This window comes from Pseudomonas sp. TE3552, from assembly GCF_056278945.1.
This window is the reverse complement of record NZ_JBWBQJ010000001.1, coordinates 2,458,963-2,479,722: the sequence shown is the minus strand read 5'-3', so window position 1 is coordinate 2,479,722 and position 20,760 is coordinate 2,458,963. Positions and strand designations below refer to the sequence as shown.

20 protein-coding genes and 1 pseudogene are annotated in these 20,760 nt (G+C 60.1%); 13 read left to right on the top strand and 8 right to left on the bottom strand.

Annotated elements, in window-relative coordinates:
• Positions 1-45: 45 nt before the first annotated feature.
• Positions 46-1,086 (top strand): Ldh family oxidoreductase, encoded by a 1,041-nt coding sequence (locus ACZ9BB_RS10970; protein ID WP_476213792.1) that lies wholly within the window; start codon positions 46-48, stop codon positions 1,084-1,086.
• 232 nt (positions 1,087-1,318) lie between these two features.
• Here the strand turns inward: ACZ9BB_RS10970 and ACZ9BB_RS10965 are convergent, their stop codons facing one another.
• Entirely contained in the window at positions 1,319-1,636 is a 318-nt protein-coding gene (locus ACZ9BB_RS10965; RefSeq protein WP_476213791.1) for an ElaB/YgaM/YqjD family protein, read from the bottom strand.
• Between the two features lie 165 nt (positions 1,637-1,801).
• Here ACZ9BB_RS10965 and ACZ9BB_RS10960 point away from each other — a divergent pair, with 165 nt between their 5' ends.
• Positions 1,802-2,053 (top strand): hypothetical protein, encoded by a 252-nt coding sequence (locus tag ACZ9BB_RS10960; protein WP_007983592.1) that lies wholly within the window; start codon positions 1,802-1,804, stop codon positions 2,051-2,053.
• A gap of 12 nt (positions 2,054-2,065) precedes the next feature.
• On the opposite strand, the gene ACZ9BB_RS10955 is transcribed toward ACZ9BB_RS10960, so the two are convergent.
• On the bottom strand, positions 2,066-2,974 hold the full coding sequence (locus ACZ9BB_RS10955) for a LysR family transcriptional regulator (protein WP_476213790.1): 909 nt from the start codon (positions 2,972-2,974) through the stop codon (positions 2,066-2,068).
• 85 nt (positions 2,975-3,059) lie between these two features.
• Here ACZ9BB_RS10955 and ACZ9BB_RS10950 point away from each other — a divergent pair.
• Together ACZ9BB_RS10950 and ACZ9BB_RS10945 are read left to right on the top strand one after the other, a co-directional pair.
• Positions 3,060-3,984: pseudogene (locus tag ACZ9BB_RS10950) on the top strand (carbon-nitrogen hydrolase family protein).
• Between the two features lie 67 nt (positions 3,985-4,051).
• Positions 4,052-5,614 carry an alkaline phosphatase D family protein gene (locus ACZ9BB_RS10945; RefSeq protein WP_476213789.1) on the top strand — a complete coding sequence of 521 codons (1,563 nt, stop codon included), beginning with the start codon at positions 4,052-4,054 and terminating at the stop codon, positions 5,612-5,614.
• A gap of 7 nt (positions 5,615-5,621) precedes the next feature.
• Here ACZ9BB_RS10945 and ACZ9BB_RS10940 read toward each other — a convergent pair whose 3' ends face one another.
• Both ACZ9BB_RS10940 and ACZ9BB_RS10935 read right to left on the bottom strand, forming a co-directional pair.
• Positions 5,622-6,089: an LEA/WHy family protein gene (locus ACZ9BB_RS10940; RefSeq protein WP_476213788.1), complete on the bottom strand. Its 468-nt coding sequence runs from the start codon at positions 6,087-6,089 to the stop codon at positions 5,622-5,624.
• Between the two features lie 127 nt (positions 6,090-6,216).
• A complete protein-coding gene (locus ACZ9BB_RS10935) occupies positions 6,217-7,119 on the bottom strand; it encodes a LysR family transcriptional regulator (RefSeq protein WP_476213787.1) in 903 nt (300 codons plus the stop codon).
• A 101-nt stretch (positions 7,120-7,220) separates the two neighbouring features.
• Here ACZ9BB_RS10935 and ACZ9BB_RS10930 point away from each other — a divergent pair, with 101 nt between their 5' ends.
• The 6 genes from ACZ9BB_RS10930 (at position 7,221) to ACZ9BB_RS10905 (ending at position 12,631) form a co-directional block, all read left to right on the top strand.
• A complete protein-coding gene (locus tag ACZ9BB_RS10930; protein ID WP_476213786.1) occupies positions 7,221-8,312 on the top strand; it encodes a polyamine ABC transporter substrate-binding protein in 1,092 nt (363 codons plus the stop codon).
• Positions 8,313-8,333: 21 nt separating this feature from the next.
• Positions 8,334-9,293 (top strand): agmatinase, encoded by a 960-nt coding sequence (gene speB, locus ACZ9BB_RS10925; protein WP_476213785.1) that lies wholly within the window; start codon positions 8,334-8,336, stop codon positions 9,291-9,293.
• Between the two features lie 287 nt (positions 9,294-9,580).
• Entirely contained in the window at positions 9,581-10,297 is a 717-nt protein-coding gene (locus tag ACZ9BB_RS10920) for a helix-turn-helix transcriptional regulator (RefSeq protein WP_476213784.1), read from the top strand.
• 53 nt (positions 10,298-10,350) lie between these two features.
• Positions 10,351-10,692, top strand: a complete 342-nt coding sequence (locus ACZ9BB_RS10915) for a nuclear transport factor 2 family protein (RefSeq protein WP_476213783.1) — start codon at positions 10,351-10,353, stop codon at positions 10,690-10,692.
• Positions 10,693-10,906: 214 nt separating this feature from the next.
• Entirely contained in the window at positions 10,907-12,025 is a 1,119-nt protein-coding gene (gene zapE / locus ACZ9BB_RS10910; protein WP_476213782.1) for a cell division protein ZapE, read from the top strand.
• A 114-nt stretch (positions 12,026-12,139) separates the two neighbouring features.
• A complete protein-coding gene (locus ACZ9BB_RS10905) occupies positions 12,140-12,631 on the top strand; it encodes a GNAT family N-acetyltransferase (RefSeq protein WP_476213781.1) in 492 nt (163 codons plus the stop codon).
• A gap of 211 nt (positions 12,632-12,842) precedes the next feature.
• Here ACZ9BB_RS10905 and ACZ9BB_RS10900 read toward each other — a convergent pair whose 3' ends face one another.
• Positions 12,843-14,588 carry a phosphoethanolamine transferase CptA gene (locus ACZ9BB_RS10900; RefSeq protein WP_476213780.1) on the bottom strand — a complete coding sequence of 582 codons (1,746 nt, stop codon included), beginning with the start codon at positions 14,586-14,588 and terminating at the stop codon, positions 12,843-12,845.
• Between the two features lie 193 nt (positions 14,589-14,781).
• The gene (locus ACZ9BB_RS10895) at positions 14,782-14,964 is read right to left on the bottom strand and encodes a DUF6026 family protein (protein ID WP_476213779.1); all 183 of its coding nucleotides are present in this window, start codon (positions 14,962-14,964) and stop codon (positions 14,782-14,784) included.
• Positions 14,965-15,213: 249 nt separating this feature from the next.
• Between ACZ9BB_RS10895 and gnd the strand changes: the two genes are divergently transcribed.
• Genes gnd through ACZ9BB_RS10880 form a run of 3 tightly spaced genes read left to right on the top strand, consistent with a single transcriptional unit; the run spans position 15,214 to position 18,556 of the window.
• The gene (gene gnd, locus ACZ9BB_RS10890; protein WP_476218270.1) at positions 15,214-16,218 is read left to right on the top strand and encodes a phosphogluconate dehydrogenase (NAD(+)-dependent, decarboxylating); all 1,005 of its coding nucleotides are present in this window, start codon (positions 15,214-15,216) and stop codon (positions 16,216-16,218) included.
• Positions 16,215-17,738: a glucose-6-phosphate dehydrogenase gene (gene zwf / locus ACZ9BB_RS10885; RefSeq protein WP_476213778.1), complete on the top strand. Its 1,524-nt coding sequence runs from the start codon at positions 16,215-16,217 to the stop codon at positions 17,736-17,738. Before gnd ends, zwf begins: the two co-directional genes overlap by 4 nt.
• Positions 17,735-18,556, top strand: a complete 822-nt coding sequence (locus ACZ9BB_RS10880; protein WP_476213777.1) for an HAD family hydrolase — start codon at positions 17,735-17,737, stop codon at positions 18,554-18,556. The genes zwf and ACZ9BB_RS10880 overlap by 4 nt, the downstream gene beginning before the upstream one ends.
• A 23-nt stretch (positions 18,557-18,579) precedes the next feature.
• Here the strand turns inward: ACZ9BB_RS10880 and nhaB are convergent, their stop codons facing one another.
• Entirely contained in the window at positions 18,580-20,082 is a 1,503-nt protein-coding gene (gene nhaB / locus ACZ9BB_RS10875; protein ID WP_476213776.1) for a sodium/proton antiporter NhaB, read from the bottom strand.
• A 218-nt stretch (positions 20,083-20,300) separates the two neighbouring features.
• Positions 20,301-20,564 carry a hypothetical protein gene (locus ACZ9BB_RS10870; RefSeq protein ID WP_476213775.1) on the bottom strand — a complete coding sequence of 88 codons (264 nt, stop codon included), beginning with the start codon at positions 20,562-20,564 and terminating at the stop codon, positions 20,301-20,303.
• Between the last annotated feature and the right edge of the window lie 196 nt (positions 20,565-20,760).

Here is a 20,760-nt window from a genome sequence, read left to right as displayed (position 1 = left end):
CTTCATACGCTGTTGCCCCCTCCAATAATTACTCTGGAGCTTCAGATGTCTGCGCCACACGATCATGTGTCTACCGCTATCTCGCAAAACTTGTCCTTCGAAGCGCTGACAGCGTTGCTCGAACAGATCTTCCTGCGCCATGGCACCTCAGCCGATGTCGCCAAAACCCTGGCCCTCAACTGCGCCGGAGCCGAGCGCGACGGGGCTCATAGCCATGGCGTGTTTCGCATTCCCGGTTATGTCTCGACGCTGCAAAGTGGCTGGGTCAATGGTCAGGCCGTGCCGGTGGTCGAGGACGTGGCCTCGGGTTTTGTCCGGGTTGACGCCGGTAATGGTTTTGCCCAACCGGCCCTCGCGGCGGCGCGGCCATTGCTGGTCGAAAAAGCCCGTAGCGCCGGTATCGCGGTGCTGGCCATCCGTAACTCCCACCATTTCGCCGCCTTGTGGCCAGACGTCGAGCCCTTTGCCGATGAAGGGCTGGTGGCACTGAGCGTGGTCAACAGCATGACCTGCGTGGTGCCGCACGGTGCCGATCGGCCGCTGTTCGGGACCAACCCGATTGCCTTCGCCGCGCCCCGGGCTAACGGTGCTCCGATTGTCTTCGACCTGGCGACCAGCGCCATCGCCCATGGCGATGTACAGATCGCTGCCCGTAAAGGTGAACGTTTGCCTGCGGGAATGGGGGTGGACAGCCTGGGCCAGCCGACCCAGGACCCGAAAGCGATCCTCGAGGGTGGCGCCTTGCTGCCGTTTGGCGGGCACAAGGGCTCGGCGCTGTCGATGATGGTGGAGCTGTTGGCGGCGGCGTTGACCGGCGGCAATTTCTCTTTCGAGTTCGACTGGTCGAACCATCCGGGGGCCAAGACACCCTGGACCGGTCAATTGCTGATCGTGATCGATCCGGGCAAATCGGCGGGGCAGAATTTTGCCGAGCGCAGCCAGGAACTGGTGCGGCAGATGCACGGTGTGGGGCTCAAGCGGTTACCGGGTGATCGACGTCACCGGCAGCGCGCCAAGGCCAAGGTCGAAGGCATTGCGCTCGATGTTCAGACGCTGGCAAATCTGCGGGAATTGGCCGGGCTCTGAACGTGTGTGCAATCCCTGTGGGAGCGGGCTTTTGTGGCGAGGGCTTTTTGTGGCGAGGGGGCTTGCCCCCGTTGGGTCGCGAAGCGGCCCCAAAACCGTTTCCGCCTGAATCGTAGAGCCCGTGAGTAGGCTTCACGACTGCTTCGCAGCCGAACGGGGCGATGCGGCGTTCCGACAAGCCCCCTCGCCACACAAGCCCGCTCCCACAGGTTCTGTACTGGTGCTCAGTGGCTTAACGCCGGCCTAACAACAATCCAACCACCAAACCGAATCCGGCGGAGATGGCCACGGTTTGCCATGGATGACCGCCGATGTAGATTTCAGTGGCGTCGACTGCGGGTTTGGTCCGGTCACGAACGCTGGAAACTGAACTCCGGGCCTGCTGGAGTTTCTGGGCGATTTGCCCGCGAAGGGTGTCCGCTTCCTCTCCGACCAGTGATGCGCTGCTTTTCAGCAGCTTTTCCGACTCTTCGATCAGGGCCTGAAGTTCGCTGAAGACCTGATCCTTGATTTGATCGTCGGCGACTTGATCGGTGGTTTTGCGGGCCATTGGAGTACTCCTTGCAGGTGAATGGACAGTGAACAATGGAGTCTGCCGCGATTGAAAAAGTTGCAGCTATTTTGCGCGGTGACGCAACTCTGAAGAGAAATCCAGCGCAGGACATTTCGTCCTACGGTGTAAGATGTCGGCTATTTTACGTAGCAGGTAATTCCCATGAGCTTCAATCTGGCCGACAAACCCCTTGCCGAGCGCGCAGCGCTTGAAGATGAAAAATCCCGACTGTTCGAACTCTGGCAGAACAACCTGGGTAAAGCCAAGGGCGAAGCCGCGCGGTTGTTCGGTGAACGCGCCAAGCGCAAAGGTAAATGGGCCGAATGGGTGCGCGCCGAACTCGACGGCATGTCGCCCCCGGAATTCGCGAACATGGTGCGCAGTGAAGTCAATCGTCTGATGGCCGCTAAATAGTCCATCCGGTTTTCACGCAAAACTCGCGACAATCGCCTCACGCACTTTCAACACCACCGGATCGAGCTGCGTACTGGTGCGCCAGCCCAGTTCGATCGGGTAACGCGGCAGCGCCAAAGGGCAGGGCAGCAACGCCAATCCGCTGAGCGCCGCAATACTTTGCGCCGCATGGGCCGGAATGGTCGCCACCGCCTGACTGCCCTTGAGCAGATACGGCAACGCGGCGAAGTGCGTGGTCGACGCGCATACCCGCCGACTCAGCCCCAACGCCGCCAGTCCTTCATCGGTAATCCCGATAAAACCGCCCGAAGACACCAGAATGTGCTCGCGAGTGACGAACGCCTCAAGGCTGATGGTCTGCTGCCCCTCAGCCAGGCTGAGGGGATCGACCAGGCACAAGTAACCCCCTTCACCCAGCACCTGACGACTGAGCAAGCGTTCGGCGAACCCGCCTGCGGTGATCGCCAGATCGATGCTGCGTTCCATCAAGGCCCGGGCGACGATCTGGCTATGGGTTTGGCGAAAGATCAGCCGCAGCTTCGGCGCACGCTGGGCGATCTCTTCGATCAAACGTCGCCCGTAGGCGATTTCGAAATCATCTGACAACCCCACCGTCACCGAGCGTCCGTCGTAATGGTGGGCATCCGGATCGACCATCGCCAGGCTCTGGCGGCATTTATTCAGCGCATCGCTGACCACCGGTTTCAACTGGTTGGCCTTGAGCGTCGGCGCAAGGCCTCGCCCAGTGCGCACGAACAACTGATCGCCATACACCTCGCGCAACCGGCGCAAGGCTGCGCTGACCGCCGATTGCGTCACGCCAAGACGCAACGCGGCACGGCTGGCGCTGGATTCCTCATGCAGAGCTTCGAAGACTTTGAGCAGATTGAGATCGACGGTGGCGATATTCATTTGGTTCATATCATTCAGCAGTGAATCGGGCTTTATTCATGATCCTGTGGCGCCGGAGAATGAGCAACACCTCATTACTAACGGAGTCACCGCGATGCCTAAGTCCATCGTTGCTGCCCTGCAAATCGGCGCCTTACCCGGCGGCAAGGCCGATACCCTGGAACAGATTCTCGCCTGGGAAAACGCCATTATCGAATCCGGTGCCGCGCTGGTGGTCATGCCGGAGGCGTTGCTCGGCGGTTATCCCAAAGGCGAGGGTTTTCGGTACCCAACTGGGCTATCGGTTGCCGGAGGGGCGGGAAGCGTTTGCCCGATATTTTGCCAACGCCATCGATGTGCCCGGTGCCGAGACAGAAGCCTTGGCCGGATTGTCTTCACGCACTGGCGCCAATCTGGTCATCGGCGTGATCGAACGCGCGGGCAGCACCTTGTACTGCACCGCGTTGTATTTCGATCCGCTGGCCGGACTGGTCGCCAAGCACCGCAAACTGATGCCCACCGGCACCGAACGGCTGATCTGGGGCAAGGGCGATGGCTCGACCTTGCCGGTGATCGACAGCCAGGTCGGGCGGATCGGTGCGGTGGTGTGCTGGGAAAACATGATGCCGTTGCTGCGCACCGCGATGTACGCCAAAGGGGTGGAGGTCTGGTGCGCGCCGACGGTGGACGAGCGGGAAATGTGGCAGGTCAGCATGCGCCACATCGCCCATGAAGGGCGCTGCTTTGTGGTCAGCGCCTGTCAGGTCCAGGACTCACCGCAAGCCTTGGGCCTGGACATCGCCAACTGGCCGGCGCAGCGCCCGTTGATTGCCGGTGGCAGCGTGATTGTCGGGCCCATGGGCGACATTCTCGCCGGGCCGCTGCGTGACGAGGCGGGTTTGCTGACTGCTGAAATCGACACCGACGACCTGATCCGCGCCCGGTACGACTACGACGTGGTCGGACACTATGCGCGCCCGGACGTGTTTGAGTTGACCGTGGATGAGCGAGCCAAACCGGGCGTGCGGTTCAACGCATAATCCGTCGGGGGGCGTGATTGTCGTCTAGTCTCCAGGCGTTCACACCCCGTCAACGGATGGACCCGCCATGAGTTTGTTACTAGGCCCGATTCTGCAGTTTCGTGGCATCAATAATAATGTCTACAACGTGTCTGCCCTGGTGGTTTTACCCTTGGGCGGGCCGTCACCCAGTGTCAAAGTCCCCAAGGGCGTCACTGCCGGCACACCGTTGGCCACCGCCGATATTCCGTTGCTCAATCCGCAGTACCGCGTCTGGCGCATCGATTTCAAAGCGGCACAAGACCAGGCCGTTGCCACCAGTTACACGGTCACGATTGACGGTGCGCAGGCCAACTTCGTCGTTCCGGCCAAGGGCCAGTCGCCGCGCATCGCGTATGTGTCGTGCAACGGCTTCTCGGACCCCAAGGACATGGAGAAAGTGGACAGGAACAACGAGCGCTGGGAGCACATGTGGGGCGCTCACCAAGGCGAGCCCTATCACCTGCTGTTGATGGGGGGCGATCAGGTTTACAGCGACGATATGCGCAGCAGTGTGGCGTCGATGAAAACCTGGTTCGCCAAACCCTTCGCCGCCCGTCAAAAAGCGGTCTACAGCAAAGTGATCGAAGCCGATCTGGACAAGTTTTTCACCCGGCTCTACCTGGAATGTTGGAAACAGCCTGAGGTGGCAAACGTATTTGGCGCCATCCCGACGGTAATGATGTGGGATGACCATGACATCATCGATGGCTGGGGCTCCTACGATGAGATATTGCATTCAAGTCCGGTGTTCCAGGGGCTGTTTGCCACGGCCAAGCGCTATTTCCGGATTTTCCAGCAGCAACTGATCCAGACTCATCCTCACCTCAAGCCGTCCGCTGACACTCATCCCTGCGCGATTCCCGGCACTGCCGACGGCTTTCACCTGGGGTTCACCGGACTGGGCGAGTTGGCATTGCTGGTTCCTGATCTGCGTAGCGAACGTGCGCCGGACTTGACGACCCCGCAGGCTCAACGAACCCGGGTCATTTCACCAATCAGTTGGGATGCGATTTATGCCTGGCTGGGCAAGCTCAAGGCGCATAAGCATCTGTTGCTGATGTCGAGCATTCCCGTGGGTTACCTCGATTTGCAGGCCGCCGAGAAGGCGCTGGACCTGATGACGGGGCAACAGGAACTCGAGGACGATTTGCGCGACCACTGGCGAAGCCAGCCCCACCGGGACGAACGCAAGCGGCTGGTCATGCGGTTGCTGGATTTCGCCAACGCCCAATCTTGCAAAGTCACGCTGGTGTCCGGCGATGTTCACGTGGCGGGGGCCTGTGTGATCGAGTCGAAGTTGGCCCGCCATGGCAATGACGGTTCAGGGAAGATCTACCAATTGATTTCCACCGGTGTGGTCCATCCTTCACCACCGGCGTTGGCGGTGCACTTTCTGGAATCCTTGGGTGGAACCCCGGAACAGATCGACTACGCCATCACCGGAACCATGTTGCCCATTGGTGCAAGGGGCCGTTATTTGATCGCCGCTCGAAACTGGCTGGCGATAGAGCCGGATAAAAGCAGCAACGGCAAAATCCGGTTATGGGCCAATTGGCACGTAGAAGGTCTCAAACATGGTGTGACGCAGGTAATCGACCCCGTGACATAGCGGGGCGTTACCAGCTGGCGTTGGTCGAACCCGGCAGGCTGAGTTTGCCGCGATCGACAAAACGCATGGTGCCGAATACGCCGCCCGCCAGCTTGCCCCGAAGCACGTAGGGCAGATTGTCCAGTGTCTGCGTCTGACTCAGCCCGAGGGTCTGACGCAGCACCGAGAAGGCCGAAACGCTCACGGGCACCACTAACACCGCCTCGGAAAAACGTGGGATCGAACCAGATTGGTCGCTGACGCCGGAGGCGAGTGCTCGGCCGTTAACCTCCAGATCCAACGCTACGCCGTTGTAGTCTATCGCCGTTTCGTTGGGATTTTGCACCCGCAGTTTTATCGCAAAGCGCACTTCCAGTTCCTGGCTTTGCAGCGGCTCGATACCAACTACGTTGATGTTCAGCGGGTCGCGATGGGGAAGCAGGGTGCAGGCGCTGAGGGAGAGCAAGAAGAGGGAAAGGATAAATGATCTGCGCATGAACAGGCTCTCGTAAAAGATAAAGGCCGAACCGGGCTCGGTCTTCGAGTATTACATGAGGGGGGCTTCCTGTGGCGAGGGAGCTCCCTCACCATAAGCAAGCCCCCAGCCACAGAGGTGAAGGCGATCAAACGGGCGCCGCGAACGCCGCAAGCAGATCCTCTTCGAAGGCTTTTTGCGCATCCCCCGGCACCTGGGCGCGATGACGGGCCAGATGGAACGCCACCTCGAAACTCATATCGGCCCGGCGCACGGCGCGCAGCAAGCCTTTGTCCTCCCAGCCGCGGGCGAAGTGACTGGGCAAGTAGCCAACATGCTTGCCGGAAAGAATGAAGGCGAGGGTGCCTTCGACCTGCTCGGAACGGGCCGAACACAAGGTGCCCTGAAACGGCTCGGCGCTGCGCAAAAAACGATAGGGGTGATCGACCCGGTCGCAGGCCTGCAGTGCTTGAGCGTCAGGAGCTTCATCGGTGAACAGCGGATGCCCGGGGGCGCAGTACAGGTGCTGGGTTTCCGTGAACAGTTGGCGGTAGTCAAAAGCGCTCTGCACCTGTGAGAAATAGCCGATCGCCAGGTCCAGGCGTTGTTGCAGCAACAGCCGCTCCATTTCGCCGGGCATGGCACTGATCAGCTCGATGCGCACCGATTCGTCCCGTTCGCGAAAGCGCCGGATCGCCTCGGCGACCCGTTGCAGCACCGACTGATCAAGCGCTTCGGACAAGCCCACACGCACCTCGCCGATCAAGCGCCCGGCCACGCCATTGGATTGATGACGGAACACTTCGATCGACTCGAACAGTGTGCGGATGGAAAGAAGCAACTGTTCGCCCTTGGGGGTGATTTTGAACCCGCCCTTGCCGCGACTGCACAGGCGATAACCGAGCCGGGTTTCGAGCTTGGCCATCTGCTGGCTGATGCTCGACTGGCTCAACCCCAGGTCACCCTGGGCCGCGCTGAAGCCTCCGCATTCCACCACGCTGACAAACAGGCGCAGCAGGTGCAGGTCCAGATCATGCAGTTGACCGAGCATCAAACATTACTCCGCAATAAAGTCAGGATAACTAACTTGGTATTTTTTCAATGTAACCGACGACGCATCCTGCAACCACTTCCTCCGGTCAGGTGTTCGTCATGGCTCCGCTCTTCAAGCTGTGTTTACCCGCGCTGTTCCTCGCCATGGCCGTTCCGGCCCAGGCTGAGGAAAAAGTCCTCAATCTTTACAGTTGGGCCGATTACGTAGCGCCCGACACCTTGCAGCGGTTCGAAAAGGAAACCGGCATTCACGTGCGCTACGACACGTTCGATACGCCGGAAGTGCTGGAAACCAAGCTGCTCACCGGCGGCAGCGGCTACGACGTGGTGGTGCCGTCGTCCAGCGTTCTGGCGCGAGGCCTGGCGGCGGGCGCGCTGAAGGAAATTCCTCATGATGGCCTCAAGGGCTACGCCAACCTTGACCCGGACATGCTGGAAAAACTCGCTGCTGTCGACCCCGGCAATCGTTATGGCGTGCCTTACACCTGGGGCACGCTCGGGTTGGGGATGAATGTCGAAGCGCTGCAGCAGCGCTTACCCAACGTACCGCTCAACAGCCTGGACCTGCTGTTCAAACCCGAATACGCCAGCAAGCTCAAAGACTGCGGCATCGCCATTCTCGACTCGCCGCAAGAGGTGATCGGCCTGGCGCTGCATTACCTGGGTAAAGATCCCTACAGCACCGACAAGGCTGATCTGACAGCCGCCGACGCCCTGTTGCGTCAGTTACAGCCGTCGGTGCTGTACGTCGCCACCGGGCGGCAGATCAATGATCTGGCCAATGGCAGCGTTTGCCTGGCGCTGACCTACAACGGTGATGCGAGCATGGCCGCTGACCAGGCGCGCAAGGCCAACAAGCCGTTCGAGGTGGCGTACCGCATTCCCCGGGAAGGCACGCTGGTGTGGCAGGACAACCTGGCGATCCCCAAGGACGCGCCGCACCCCGAAGCAGCCCGCACCTTCATCGAGTTCATGCTGCGTCCCGAGTCCGTCGCGGCGCTGACCAACACGCTGTTCTTCGCCACGGCCAATCGGGCAGCGACGCCGTTGGTGGATGAGGCGGTGCGCAACGATCCCGACATCTACCCGCAGAGCGAGGTGCGTGAACGGCTGTATGCCGACCGCAGCATGAGCCTCAAGGACATGCGGCAGCGCACCCGCTTGTGGACCACTTTCCGTAGTCGTCAATAAATCAATAATAAGGAACACACCATGGACGTCCCTGCACAGAACGATCAGGCCCTGACCCGCGACAGTCTTTACGGGACTGCTGCCGAAAGTACCTACGCCGGCATTACCAGTTTCATGCGCCGTCGCTACAGCCGCGACTTGCGCGGCGTCGATGTGGTGGTCAGCGGTGTGCCGTTCGACACTGCCACCAGCAACCGTCCCGGCGCGCGTTTCGGACCGCGCGGCATTCGGGCGGCGTCCACCGGGATCGCCTGGGAACGCCATTGGCCGTGGACGTTCGACCCGTTCGATCACTTGGCGGTGATCGACTACGGCGATTGCGCCTTCGACTACGGCTCGCCGCAGTCGGTGCCGGAAAGCATCGAAGCCCATGCCGGGCATATTCTTGGCAGTGGTTGCGCAATGCTGACCTTAGGCGGCGATCACTTCATCAGCTATCCGCTGCTCAAGGCCCATGCCCGCCAGCATGGCCCCTTGTCGTTGATTCACTTCGACGCCCACAGCGACACCTGGCCGGATGAAGAGGGCAAGCGCGTCGATCACGGCACGATGTTCTGGCATGCGGCCAAAGAAGGGTTGGTGGATCCGGCACGCTCGGTACAAATCGGGCTGCGCACCACCAATGACGATCATCAGGGCTTTCAGGTGCTGGATGCGCGGCAGGTGCATCGGCAAGGGTGCGAAGCAATCGTCGAGGCGATTCGGGCGCGGGTCGGTGATCATCCGGTGTATTTGACCTTCGATATCGATTGCCTCGACCCGGCCTTCGCGCCGGGCACCGGGACGCCAGTGTGCGGCGGCTTGAGCACGGTGCAGGCACTGGAGATCCTCGGCGGCTTGCGCGGGATCAACCTGGTGGGCATGGACGTGGTGGAAGTGGCGCCGGCCTACGACAGCGCGGACATTACCTCACTGGCCGCGGCGACATTGGCCATGGAGATGCTGTGTTTGTATGCGGCCAGGCATAAGGTCGATCGATAACACACAAGCCAATGTGGGAGCGGGCTTATGTGGTGAGGTGGTTTGTTGTGGCGAGGGGCTTGCCCCCGTTGGGGGGCGAAGCGCCCCCGGCGTTTCAAAGTTAAACCGCATGTACAGGGTTTACGACTGCTTCGCAGCCGAACGGGGGCAAGCCCCCTCGCCACACAAGCCCGCTCCCACATTTGATCTGTGCCAGGCCATCGAGCGATGGTCTTATCACTACTGCCAGTTTCTGACAGCAGCCTCTGCTAATCTCCGACGACTTTTAAGGAAAGAGCCTGCCGACCGTGTCGCGAACCACACGTTTACTGACTTTGCTACAAGTGCTGCGGGGCAAGAGTCGCCCGGTGACGGCGGCGACCTTGGCCAGCGAACTGGAGATTTCCGAACGCACGCTGTACCGCGACATTGCAGAACTCACCGCGCTCGGCGCGCCGATCTTTGGCGAGGCGGGGATCGGCTACGTCTTGCGCAGCGGCCTGTTTCTGCCGCCCTTGATGCTCAATGCCGATGAGACCGAAGCCATCGTGCTTGGCTTGCGTTACGTGGATCAGCGTGGCGATGAGGTCTTGAGCAAAGCCGCAGCCGATGCTCTGGCGAAAATCGCCGCGGTACTCGACCCCAAGGCCCAGGACGCCTTGCGCAACCCGACAGTGCTGCCGGGGCCTCCGGGTTATGGCTATCCGCAAAATGCCGTGCCCTTGAATGTGTTTCGTCAAGCCATTCGCGACCAGGCCAAGCTGCACATTGATTACGCGGACGCCAATCAGGTGCCCAGTCAGCGGTTGATCTGGCCACTGGCCCTGGGCTTTCTCAACGAGGTGCGGATCATCGTCGCCTGGTGTGAGTTGCGCAGTGCCTATCGCACCTTTCGCACAGACCGGATCTCGGCCGCCAATGAACAGGGCGAACGCTATCCGGGGCGGCGCAGCGACCTGCTGCGCACCTGGCGCAAGCAGATGCAACTGGACGAAGCAGGGCGTTTCACTCCTGACAAGAACTGACACAGGCTTGTTTTAGCATGGCGCCAGAATCAACCCAAAAAGGAGCCGTAAACATGTCCAATCCAGCCTCTTCACTGGCACCCGCCATCGCCGCCTACATTGCTGCCGCCAATGCTCGCGACACTTCGAGGGTTGCCAGTTTTTTCGCTGAGGATGCCAACGTGTTCGATGAAGGGCAGCATCAAGTCGGCACGCAAGCCATCGCCCAATGGATGCAAGATACCGCCCAACGTTATCAGCCACGGGTCGAGGTACTCGGCGTTCAGCAGCGCACCGGCAAAGTGCTGGTGCACAACCTGATCTCCGGCACGTTTCCCGGCAGTCCGCTGGAGCTGCGCTACATGTTCCGCCTCAATGAACAAGGCAAGATTGCCCGGCTGGACATCTCTCTGTAACCCGGAGCGAAACCTGTGGGAGCAGGCTTATGTGGTGAGATGGCTTGTTGTGGCGAGGGGGCTTGCCCCCGTTGGGGTGCGAAGCGCCCCCGGCATTTCAAAGTTAAACCGCATGTAAAGGATTTACGGCTGCTTCGCAGCCGAACGGGGGCAAGCCCCCTCGCCACGAAAAGCCTGCTCCCACATGGATTGCGTTTTACCTATACTGCCGCGCATGAATGTCGACTCTCCCTTAAGCGCCTGGCAACACGCCATCGAACAGAAAGGCTTCGTCCAGGACGAAGCCCAGGAACACGCCGTGTGGGCGCTGCAAAAATGCCACGAAGCCTTGCATGAAGGCCGCGCGCCCGTCATCGGCGTGTACCTTTGGGGGCCGGTGGGGCGGGGCAAGACCTGGTTGATGGATCAGTTCTATCAAAACCTGCGTGTCCCGGCCCGGCGTCAGCACTTTCATCACTTCATGGGCTGGGTCCATCAGCGCTCCTTCCAATTGACCGGCACCGCCGACCCGTTGAAAGCGCTGGCCCGTGAGCTGAGCCAGCAAGTGCGGGTGCTGTGTTTCGATGAGCTGTTCGTCAACGACATCGGTGACGCCATCATTCTCGGGCGCTTGTTTCAGGTGATGTTCGAGCAGGGCGTGGTGGTGGTCTGCACCTCCAATCAACCGCCGGATCAGCTCTATGCCGATGGCTTCAACCGCGACCGCTTCGTCCCGGCCATTGCCGCGATCCAGCAACACATGCAAGTGATTGCGGTGGATGGCGGGGAAGATCATCGTCTGCACCCGGGCGCAGGCTTGCAGCGTTACTGGGTCAGCGCACCGGGTCAGCCCGGAGCCCTTGGCGAAGTGTTCAAGAGCTTGACCGTCGGCCAGTCGCTGTCCAGTGATCCGGTGAAGATCGGCTACCGTTCGGTCAATGCCCTGCAAGCCAGTCAAACCGTGCTCTGGTGCCGTTACGCCGATCTCTGCGAGCAGCCTTTTGCCGCCATGGACTTCATGGCCCTCTGCGATACCTTCAGCGATATCCTGTTGAGCGAGGTGCCCAACCTCAGCGCGCAAAAACGCGAAGGGCGCATCGCCCGAGGGACTGAAGACGGTGTTGAACGGGTGGTGGCAGGTGATCGCGAGTTGCCGCAGTTGTCGGTGCATGACGATGGCGTGCGGCGGTTCATCGCGCTGGTGGACGAATGCTACGACCGCAAGGTGCCACTGTACCTGGAGGCGCAGGTGTCGATGGAGGCGTTGTACACCGAGGGCTATCTGGAGTTTCCGTTTCGCCGAACCCTCAGCCGCTTGCGGGAAATGCAGCTCAAACGTTTCGCCGATGCTTGATGCTCCAAGAGCTGCAAGATCCAGTTGTCGGCACCCCAGCCCTCGCGATAAGGTCACTGGACCTTTCAGTGCGCAAGAGGCGAACTGGGGCAACTTGTGTGATTGAGGGTGGAAATGGAATCCGCAGAAATTCTTGTACTTCAGGCCAGCTACACCAACCCGGTGCATGCCGAGGCGATTGGTCTGGTGTTGAACCACTACGCCGAAGACCCGATGGGCGGCGGTCACCCGCTGCCCGCCGATGTGTTGCGACAATTGCCGGGAGAACTGGCCAAGCGTCCGCATGCTTTCAGCGTACTGGCGTTTGTCGGCGGCGAGCCGGCGGGGCTGGTCAATTGCTTCGAAGGTTTCTCGACCTTCGCCTGTCGGCCGCTGGTCAATGTGCACGATGTGGTGGTGGTGTCGAAATTTCGCGGGTTGGGACTGAGCCAGAAAATGCTGCACAAGGTCGAGGACATCGCACGCCAGCGCGGCTGCTGCAAAATCACCCTGGAAGTGCTGGAAGGCAATGCAGTGGCTCAGGGGGCTTATGGCAAGTTCGGTTTTTCGCCTGGCATGTTCGACCCGGCGCACGGCCGGATGCTGTTCTGGACCAAGGCGCTTTAATTCGCAGTCCATTTTGGGAGCGAGCTTGTTGTGGGGTGGGGCTTTTGTGGCGAGGGGGCTTGTCGGAATGCCGCATCACCCCGTTCGGCTGCGAAGCAGTCGTAAACCCTGTACATGCGGTTTAACTTTGAAATGCCGGGGGCGCTTCGCACCCCAACGGGGGCAAGCCCCCTCGCCACATAAGCCCGCCCCCACAGGATTCGCGCCAGAATTACTGCTGAACGACTGCCGGAGCGGCTGGCGCGTTCTTGGGTTTCATCAGGCTGAAATCGATCAACGGCCGCTGCTGACGTTCATAAGGGTTACCGATCATCAATGGCCGAGGCTTGAAGCTGTCGCTGACCAGGCTTTTGCTGCGGTCCAGTTCATCGAAACTCAGGCCTGCCAGATCCGCCCAGGTATGAATCAGCTGGGAGCTGCTGAACGGCCGTCCGAGATCGCCGGCAAAACTCCAGTCATGGGTTTCGCGCCATTTCGGCGATGCCCAGGCTATGAATGGGATGGTGTACATCGGCGCGGTCGGCTTGTTCTCGTTGCGCCCCAGGGTGTTATGGCCAGCGGAGTCGAAGACGTCTTCGCCGTGGTCGGAGAGGTACAGCAGGAAACCATTCGGATCAGTCTTGGCGTAATCCTTGATCAGGCCCGAAACCACGAAGTCGTTGTACAGCACCGCGTTGTCATAGCTGTTGTACGTCGGCACCTGATCGTCGCGTACGCCGTCAGGCACACCCTGGCGGTCGGTGAACTTGTTGAACGTCGGCGGGTAACGGTACTGGTAGCTCATGTGCGTGCCGAGCAAATGCACGACGATCAACTTGCGTGGCGCTGTATCGGCCAGTGCCTTGTTGAACGGTTCGATCACATCGCCATCGTACTGGGCGGCGTTCTGGTTGCGGTTGTTGTTCAGGTACACCTGCTCGTCGGCCTGCTCGGAGAAGGTCGTGAGCATGGTGTTGCGCTTGGTCATGGTCTGCTGGTTGGTGATCCAGAAGGTCTTGTAGCCCGCCTGTTTCATCATGCTGACCAATGACGGCGTCGTCAGGTACAGGTCCGGGTGTTCTTCATCGGCAAAGGTCAGCACCTGCTGCAGCGCTTCGATGGTGTAGGGGCGTGGGGTAATGACGTTATCGAAAACCGCCAGTTGGTCCTTGAGCTTGTCCAGCTCCGGCGTGGTTTGCCGAGGGTAGCCGTACAGGCTCATGCGCTGGCGGTTGGTGGACTCGCCAATCACCAGCACCAGGGTCGCCGGCTGATTGGCCATCGAATCGGTGAAGTTCTTCAGCGGCGGGATCTTGCTGGCGCTATTGAGCATGTCTTGCATGCCGGCCAGGGTCTCGAGGTAACGGTGATAGGCCACGGCCATCTGCCAAGGCACGGCGGGCTCGATGCGGGTTTCGAATTTATCGAAACCGTCCGCCAGGCTGCCGGTGTGCGCGGTCTGCTTGATCAGCGGGTAACCGACTACGGCCAACAGAATTGCCGTTGCGGCAATCAACGCCTGGGCGCGTGGCAGGTACACCGGGCGCAAGCGGGTCCAGAGGAAATACGCGAACGCGGTGTGGGCGAGGAACGCCAGCACCATCCACCAGGCAAAATACTGGGTCATGTACTCGCCGGCTTCAGACACGTTCGATTCGAACATGATGAAGATGACGCTCTGGGAAAATTCCTGCTGATAGATGAAGAAATAACCCAGGCTGGCCATCGAACAGGCCCACAGCACCACGCCGATCAGCGCGGACATCACACGGGTTTGTTTGGGAAACAACAGCATCGGCGCGAGCCAGATGGCGCTCATCACAAAGGCCTGGCGGAACCCGCTAAAACCGGAGGTGCCCGTCAGTTGGATCAGCAGTTGGGTGATGCCGGAAAAATACCAGAAGAACAGAAATAACCAGAGAAATCCTGCCCAGTCGAAACCATTCGCAGACGTTTTGCTGCGTTTAAGCAAAGCCATTCAACACTCCAGCCTGATGATCGGCCGTCGGCACTCTCCTTGTCACAGACGAACGGATGCCGCTCGCAAAGCAAGCAGCCACAAAGGGCCGGAGTATCGCCAAGCAAGTGTGAAAACTTTGTGAGTTGTCGCATCGGACAGGATTGCAGCGAGTCAGAAACAGCGGTGGGCTGCTTCCGACTCAAGCGAGGGGTCAGGCGTGGGGAGCGCGTTGGGTGACGGGCAAGGGCTGAGCCTGATTGCCTTGGGCCAGCAAGCGTAATTGGGCGACTTCCCGCTTCAACTGGTCGCGCTCGTCTTTGAGCTGGCGCAGTTCATCGCGACGGATCGTTACGTAAAGGGTTTGTGCTGGCAGTGCTGTGTGTACGGTGCCCATTGCTCACCTCGCAAATGGCGTGTCTCAACTGTAAATCCGCCCCGACATCGGGTGCTGACTTACTATCGGCGCCAATTTTGATTTCTTTTACCCCGGAAGGGAACTTTTTTATTTTTCATGGTCGTTGTGTCTTCGGTACGATTCCCGGCGTTATCAGTCTGGATCGGGCACAATGCCCGGAAACTTCATCCCACCGCTCTGGACTAACCCTCATGGTCGCGTTGGGCTATAACCTTTTTGACACACTTTATTTGTAGTAGGGAGCATCAGCACATGCAACTCGGGATTATTGGACTGGGCCGCATGGGCGGCAATATTGCGCGGCGCTTGATGCTCAACGGACATACCACCGTTGTTTACGACCGCAATACCGCCTTCGTCGAAACCCTGGCCGAAGAAGGCGCCACGGGTGTCGCCGACTTACCGGCCCTGGTCGCTGGCCTGGCCAAACCGCGCGCAGTGTGGGTCATGCTGCCCGCCGGTGCACCGACCGAAGACACCATCGACACCCTGAGCACCTTGCTTGAAGCTGGCGATACCATCATTGATGGCGGTAACACTTTCTATAAGGACGACATCCGCCGAGCCAAGACTCTGTCGGAAAAAGGCCTGCACTATATCGACGTCGGCACCTCCGGCGGCGTCTGGGGCCTGGAGCGTGGCTACTGCATGATGATCGGCGGTGACGCCGAGACGGTTAAGCGCCTCGATCCGCTGTTCGAGAGCCTGGCCCCAGGCCTGGGCGACATTCCTCGCACCAAGGACCGCAAATCCGAAGACGATCGCGCCGAGCGCGGTTACATCCACGCAGGCCCCGCCGGCGCCGGCCACTTCGTCAAGATGATCCATAACGGCATTGAGTACGGAATGATGCAGGCCTTCGCCGAAGGCTTCGACATCCTCAAGACCAAGGCCAGCACTAACCTGCCGGAAGATCAGCGCTTCGACCTGAATGTGGCCGACATCGCCGAAGTCTGGCGTCGTGGCAGCGTGGTCTCGTCCTGGCTGCTCGACCTGACGGCCGACGCCCTGGCCAGCGATCCGAAACTGGACGGTTATTCCGGCTCGGTGGCTGACAGCGGTGAAGGTCGCTGGACCATCGAAGCCGCCATGGAGCAATCGGTGCCCGTACCGGTGCTGTCGAACTCGCTGTTCTCCCGCTACCGTTCGCGCGGGCAAGGTACCTTTGGCGACAAGATTCTCTCGGCCCAGCGCTTCGGCTTCGGTGGCCATGTGGAGACTGCGAAAAAATGACCCATGTGATCCGCAGGAAATCCAAGGCAGAACCCGCGCCGCCCACCACTCTGTTTCTGTTTGGCGCCCATGGTGATCTGGTCAAGCGCCTGCTGATGCCGGCGCTGTACAACCTGAGTCGCGACGGTTTGCTGGGGAATGGACTGCGGATCGTCGGCGTTGATCACAACGCCATCAGTGACGAAGCCTTCGCCAAAAAACTCGAAGATTTCATTCGGGCAGAAGTGGCGGCCAAGGTCGGCAAGGGCGATCACGCCCTTGATCCGGCGTTGTGGGCCAAACTGGCCAAACACATCAGCTACGTCCAGGGCGACTTCCTGGACGAACGCACCTATCAAGCGCTGGCGGAGAAAATCACCGCCAGCGGCACCGGCAACGCAGTTTTCTACCTGGCCACCGCACCGCGCTTTTTCAGCGAAGTGGTGCGGCGTCTCGGCGCTGCCGGATTGTTGCAGGAAACCCCCGAAGCGTTCAGAAGGGTGGTGATCGAAAAGCCTTTCGGCTCGGATCTGTACACCGCCGAAGCCTTGAACGCGTGCTTGCTCAAAGTGATGACGGAAAAGCAGATATACCGGATCGATCACTATCTGGGCAAGGAAACCGTGCAGAACATTCTGGTCAGCCGGTTCTCCAACAGCCTGTTCGAAGCCTTCTGGAACAACCATTACATCGACCACGTACAAATCACCGCCGCCGAAACCGTCGGTGTGGAAACCCGTGGCAGTTTTTATGAGGTCACCGGCGCCCTGCGGGACATGGTGCCCAATCACCTGTTCCAATTACTGGCGATGGTGGCCATGGAACCACCGGCGGCGTTTGGCGCCGATGCGGTACGTGGCGAGAAGGCCAAAGTCATCGGTGCGATTCGCCCCTGGTCGACCGAGGAGGCGCGAGCCAACTCAGTGCGCGGCCAATACGCCGCCGGCGAGATCGATGGCAATCCGCTGCCCGGTTATCGCCAGGAAACCAACGTCGCGCCCGACAGCACCACCGAAACCTATGTCGCGCTCAAAGTGATGATCGACAACTGGCGCTGGGTCGGCGTGCCGTTCTACTTGCGTACCGGCAAGCGCATGAGCGTGCGCGACACCGAGATCGTCATTTGCTTCAAACCGGCGCCGTATGCGCAGTTCCGCGATACCGAGGTCGATGAGTTGCAGCCGACTTATCTGCGGATCCAGATCCAGCCCAACGAGGGCATGTGGTTCGACCTGCTGGCCAAACGGCCGGGACCTGCGTTGAACATGGCCAATATCGAGCTGGGCTTTGCCTACAAGGATTTCTTTGAAATGCAGCCGTCCACCGGCTACGAAACCTTGATCTACGATTGCTTGACCGGCGATCAGACGCTGTTCCAGCGTGCCGACAACATCGAGAACGGCTGGCGTGCCGTGCAGCCGTTCCTCGACGCCTGGCAGCAGGACGCAACCATAGAGAGCTATGCGGCCGGCGAAAACGGGCCCAAGACCGCTGACGAGCTGCTGACCCGCGACGCTCGCGTCTGGCACAGCCTCGGATGAGTGACGTCACGCAACAACCCATCCGTTTTCTGCTCAGTGACATGGACGGCACGTTATTGCTGCCCGATCACAGCCTCAGCCAGCGCACCATCGACGCCGTGCGCGCCTTGCGCGAGGCCGGTGTGCTGTTCAGCCTGGCCACCGGGCGTCCGCCCAAAGCCATGTTGCAGCAGATCGAAGCCCTGGGTGTCGATCTGCCGACGGCGGCCTTCAATGGCGGCACCATCGTCAACCCGGACGGCAGTTTGCTGGTTGCCCACTATCTGCCGGCAACGGCGGCGCTGACGGCTTTGGCGTTATTTGCCGATCAGCCGGACATAGAAGTCTGGGTGTTCAGCGGTGGCGACTGGCTGTTGAAGGACTCGGACGGCCCTATGGTCCCGCGAGAGCAGCACGGCCTGGGTTATCCGCCGGTGGTGGTCGAGTGCTTCGAGCCTTACCTTGCGCGTATCGACAAGATCGTCGCCGCCAGCAACAACACCGAACGGTTGATCGAACTGGAGGAGCGGCTGCTGCAAGAGGTTGAAGGGCAAGCGCAGGTTTCGCGTTCACAACCGGTCTATCTGGACGTGACCGCGATGCAGGCCAACAAGGGTGCAGCACTGGCGACACTGGCCGAGTTTCTTGGGGTGTCGCTGGAACAGACCGCCGCCATGGGCGACGGCGGCAATGACCCGGCGATGTTTCATCGTGCCGGGTTGTCGATCGCCATGGGGCAGGCCGAGGAGGCGGTGAAGCGTCAGGCCGACGTGGTGACCGGGGCCAATACCGAAGACGGTGCGGCCCAGGCGATCGAGCGCTACGTCCTCCCTCGATAACGACACAAACCATTGTGGGAGCGTTATAGCCAATAACTCACCGCATACCAGCCCAACACGCCCATCACCACGGTGTAAGGCAGCGCCATCCATACCATTCGCCCGTACGACAGGCGAATCAACGGTGCGATGGCCGAGGTCAGCAGGAACAGGAACGCGGCCTGACCATTGGGTGTCGCCACGCTCGGCAGGTTTGTGCCGGTGTTGATCGCAATCGCCAGGGTTTCAAAGTGTTCGCGGCTCATGTGGCCAGAGATGAATGCCTGCTTCACTTCGGTGATGTAAATCGTCGCCACGAACACGTTGTCGCTGATGGCCGACAGCAAGCCATTGGCAATAAACAGCATGCCCGGCTGTTGATCGGCTGGCAGCGCCAGTACCCATTGGATCAGCGGCGTGAACAATTGTTGATCGTGAATCACCGCCACCACGGCGAAAAACACCACCAGCAGCGCGGTGAACGGCATGGCGTCCTTGAAGGCGGTGCCGAGGCGGTGTTCGTCGGTGATGCCGGTGAACGCAGTGATCAGCACGATCACCATTAAACCGATCAGGCCGACTTCGGCGATGTGAAACGCCAGCCCGGCAATCAGAATCAACGCCGCCGCCCCTTGAACCAGCAACGCTGCGCGCTGGCGCGAAGTACGCTCGGCGTTGTCTTCGGCGGCGTAGTTGGCCAGCACGGCACGCACGTTGTCCGGCAGCAGCGTGCCATAGCCGAACCAGCGCAGCTTCTCCAGCAGCACGCAGGTCACCAGGCCCGCTGCCAGCACCGGCAATGACACCGGGGCGATCTTCAGGAAAAACTCGGCGAAGTGCCAGCCCATCTCATGGCCGATCAGCAGGTTCTGCGGCTCGCCGACCAGCGTGCATACACCGCCTAACGCCGTGCCGACCGCGCCGTGCATCAGCAGGCTGCGCAGAAAGGCGCGGAATTGTTCGAGGTCGGCATGGTGCAGTGTGGGCAAATGCCGGTCATCGCTGAACTCACTGTCCTGACGCGGATCGCTGCCCGAGGCAACGCGGTGATACACCGAATAAAACCCCACGGCCACACTGATGATCACCGCCGTCACGGTCAACGCATCGAGAAACGCCGACAGGAATGCCGACAAAAAACAGAACATCAACGCCAGCAGCGCCTTGGAGCGAACCCCCAGCAGCAGGCGCGAGAACAGAAACAGCAGCAGGTCTTTCATGAAATAGATGCCCGCCACCATGAACATCAGCAGCAGGATCACCGGGAAGTTGTGCACCAGCTCGTCATAGAGTGCCTGGGGGGTGGTCATTTTCAGCAGCAGTGCTTCGACCAACAGCAGCCCGCCGGGCATCAACGGGTAACATTTGAGCGCCATGGCCAGGGTGAAAATGAACTCCAGCACCAATAACCAGCCGGCCGCCACCGGACCGATCGTCCATAACACCAGGGCGTTGAGAATCAGGAAACCGACAATGCTTGCCTTGTACCAGCGGGGGGAGTGCCCGAGAAAGTTGTGTGCGAAGGCCTGGGCCATTGAGCCGGACATCGGCTACTCCTTGTATTAAGAAGCGCGCAACTTGCCGTAAGCGCAAGGGAAGATCAAGTGCAGGACCAGGGCGTTGGCCCGACCGGCTACGGACCCGGCCAGCGCCAGTGGCAAAACCGTAACCCAACCGTCCGTTGCATAAATGCCGGGCGAGCATGAAATCGTTAACTAAGGGGAAGAGGGGACGCGGATTACCGAGCGGTAATCCGCGAAAACAATTAGTGCGGCATGGACCACGATTGCAGCTTGTAACCTTCCTGGCTCAACTCGGCACGGGCTTCTTCCAGCACATGTTCAAGTTGCGCCGGATCGGAATAGGCGCTGCTTGGAATTTGTTTGCGGCTGATGCGGGTGTTGGTGCGATCAACGATGGCCAGGCTCAGTTCGCTACCGTCTTGCAGGGCCCAGGCCACGCACTGGAAAGGCTGGAAGGCGCGGTCGGCAATCAAAAGAGCTTCGTTGATACGGAGCGGGGCGTTCATGGGATCTTCTCTCTGTATGCCCAATCAAGTGATGTGCCGTCGGTTGGGCTTACCGTTCGGCTGGTTACTTGTACTGATGTCCGAAACCGGGGGTTGGGTCACACACAATCAAAAGAAATTTCAACTTTCTTTGTTTGATTCAGTATTCAGGCCGTTTCTGAAAGCTGAATGAAAGGTTTAACTCGTTAGGCAACTA

Coding starts and splice junctions, on each gene's coding strand:
- ACZ9BB_RS10970 (WP_476213792.1), top strand. CDS start 46: ATGTCTGCGCCACACGATCATGTGTCTACCGCTATCTCGCAAAACTTG.
- ACZ9BB_RS10965 (WP_476213791.1), bottom strand. CDS start 1,636: ATGGCCCGCAAAACCACCGATCAAGTCGCCGACGATCAAATCAAGGAT.
- ACZ9BB_RS10960 (WP_007983592.1), top strand. CDS start 1,802: ATGAGCTTCAATCTGGCCGACAAACCCCTTGCCGAGCGCGCAGCGCTT.
- ACZ9BB_RS10955 (WP_476213790.1), bottom strand. CDS start 2,974: ATGAACCAAATGAATATCGCCACCGTCGATCTCAATCTGCTCAAAGTC.
- ACZ9BB_RS10945 (WP_476213789.1), top strand. CDS start 4,052: ATGAGTTTGTTACTAGGCCCGATTCTGCAGTTTCGTGGCATCAATAAT.
- ACZ9BB_RS10940 (WP_476213788.1), bottom strand. CDS start 6,089: ATGCGCAGATCATTTATCCTTTCCCTCTTCTTGCTCTCCCTCAGCGCC.
- ACZ9BB_RS10935 (WP_476213787.1), bottom strand. CDS start 7,119: ATGCTCGGTCAACTGCATGATCTGGACCTGCACCTGCTGCGCCTGTTT.
- ACZ9BB_RS10930 (WP_476213786.1), top strand. CDS start 7,221: ATGGCTCCGCTCTTCAAGCTGTGTTTACCCGCGCTGTTCCTCGCCATG.
- speB (WP_476213785.1), top strand. CDS start 8,334: ATGGACGTCCCTGCACAGAACGATCAGGCCCTGACCCGCGACAGTCTT.
- ACZ9BB_RS10915 (WP_476213783.1), top strand. CDS start 10,351: ATGTCCAATCCAGCCTCTTCACTGGCACCCGCCATCGCCGCCTACATT.
- zapE (WP_476213782.1), top strand. CDS start 10,907: ATGAATGTCGACTCTCCCTTAAGCGCCTGGCAACACGCCATCGAACAG.
- ACZ9BB_RS10905 (WP_476213781.1), top strand. CDS start 12,140: ATGGAATCCGCAGAAATTCTTGTACTTCAGGCCAGCTACACCAACCCG.
- ACZ9BB_RS10900 (WP_476213780.1), bottom strand. CDS start 14,588: ATGGCTTTGCTTAAACGCAGCAAAACGTCTGCGAATGGTTTCGACTGG.
- ACZ9BB_RS10895 (WP_476213779.1), bottom strand. CDS start 14,964: ATGGGCACCGTACACACAGCACTGCCAGCACAAACCCTTTACGTAACG.
- zwf (WP_476213778.1), top strand. CDS start 16,215: ATGACCCATGTGATCCGCAGGAAATCCAAGGCAGAACCCGCGCCGCCC.
- ACZ9BB_RS10880 (WP_476213777.1), top strand. CDS start 17,735: ATGAGTGACGTCACGCAACAACCCATCCGTTTTCTGCTCAGTGACATG.
- nhaB (WP_476213776.1), bottom strand. CDS start 20,082: ATGTCCGGCTCAATGGCCCAGGCCTTCGCACACAACTTTCTCGGGCAC.
- ACZ9BB_RS10870 (WP_476213775.1), bottom strand. CDS start 20,564: ATGAACGCCCCGCTCCGTATCAACGAAGCTCTTTTGATTGCCGACCGC.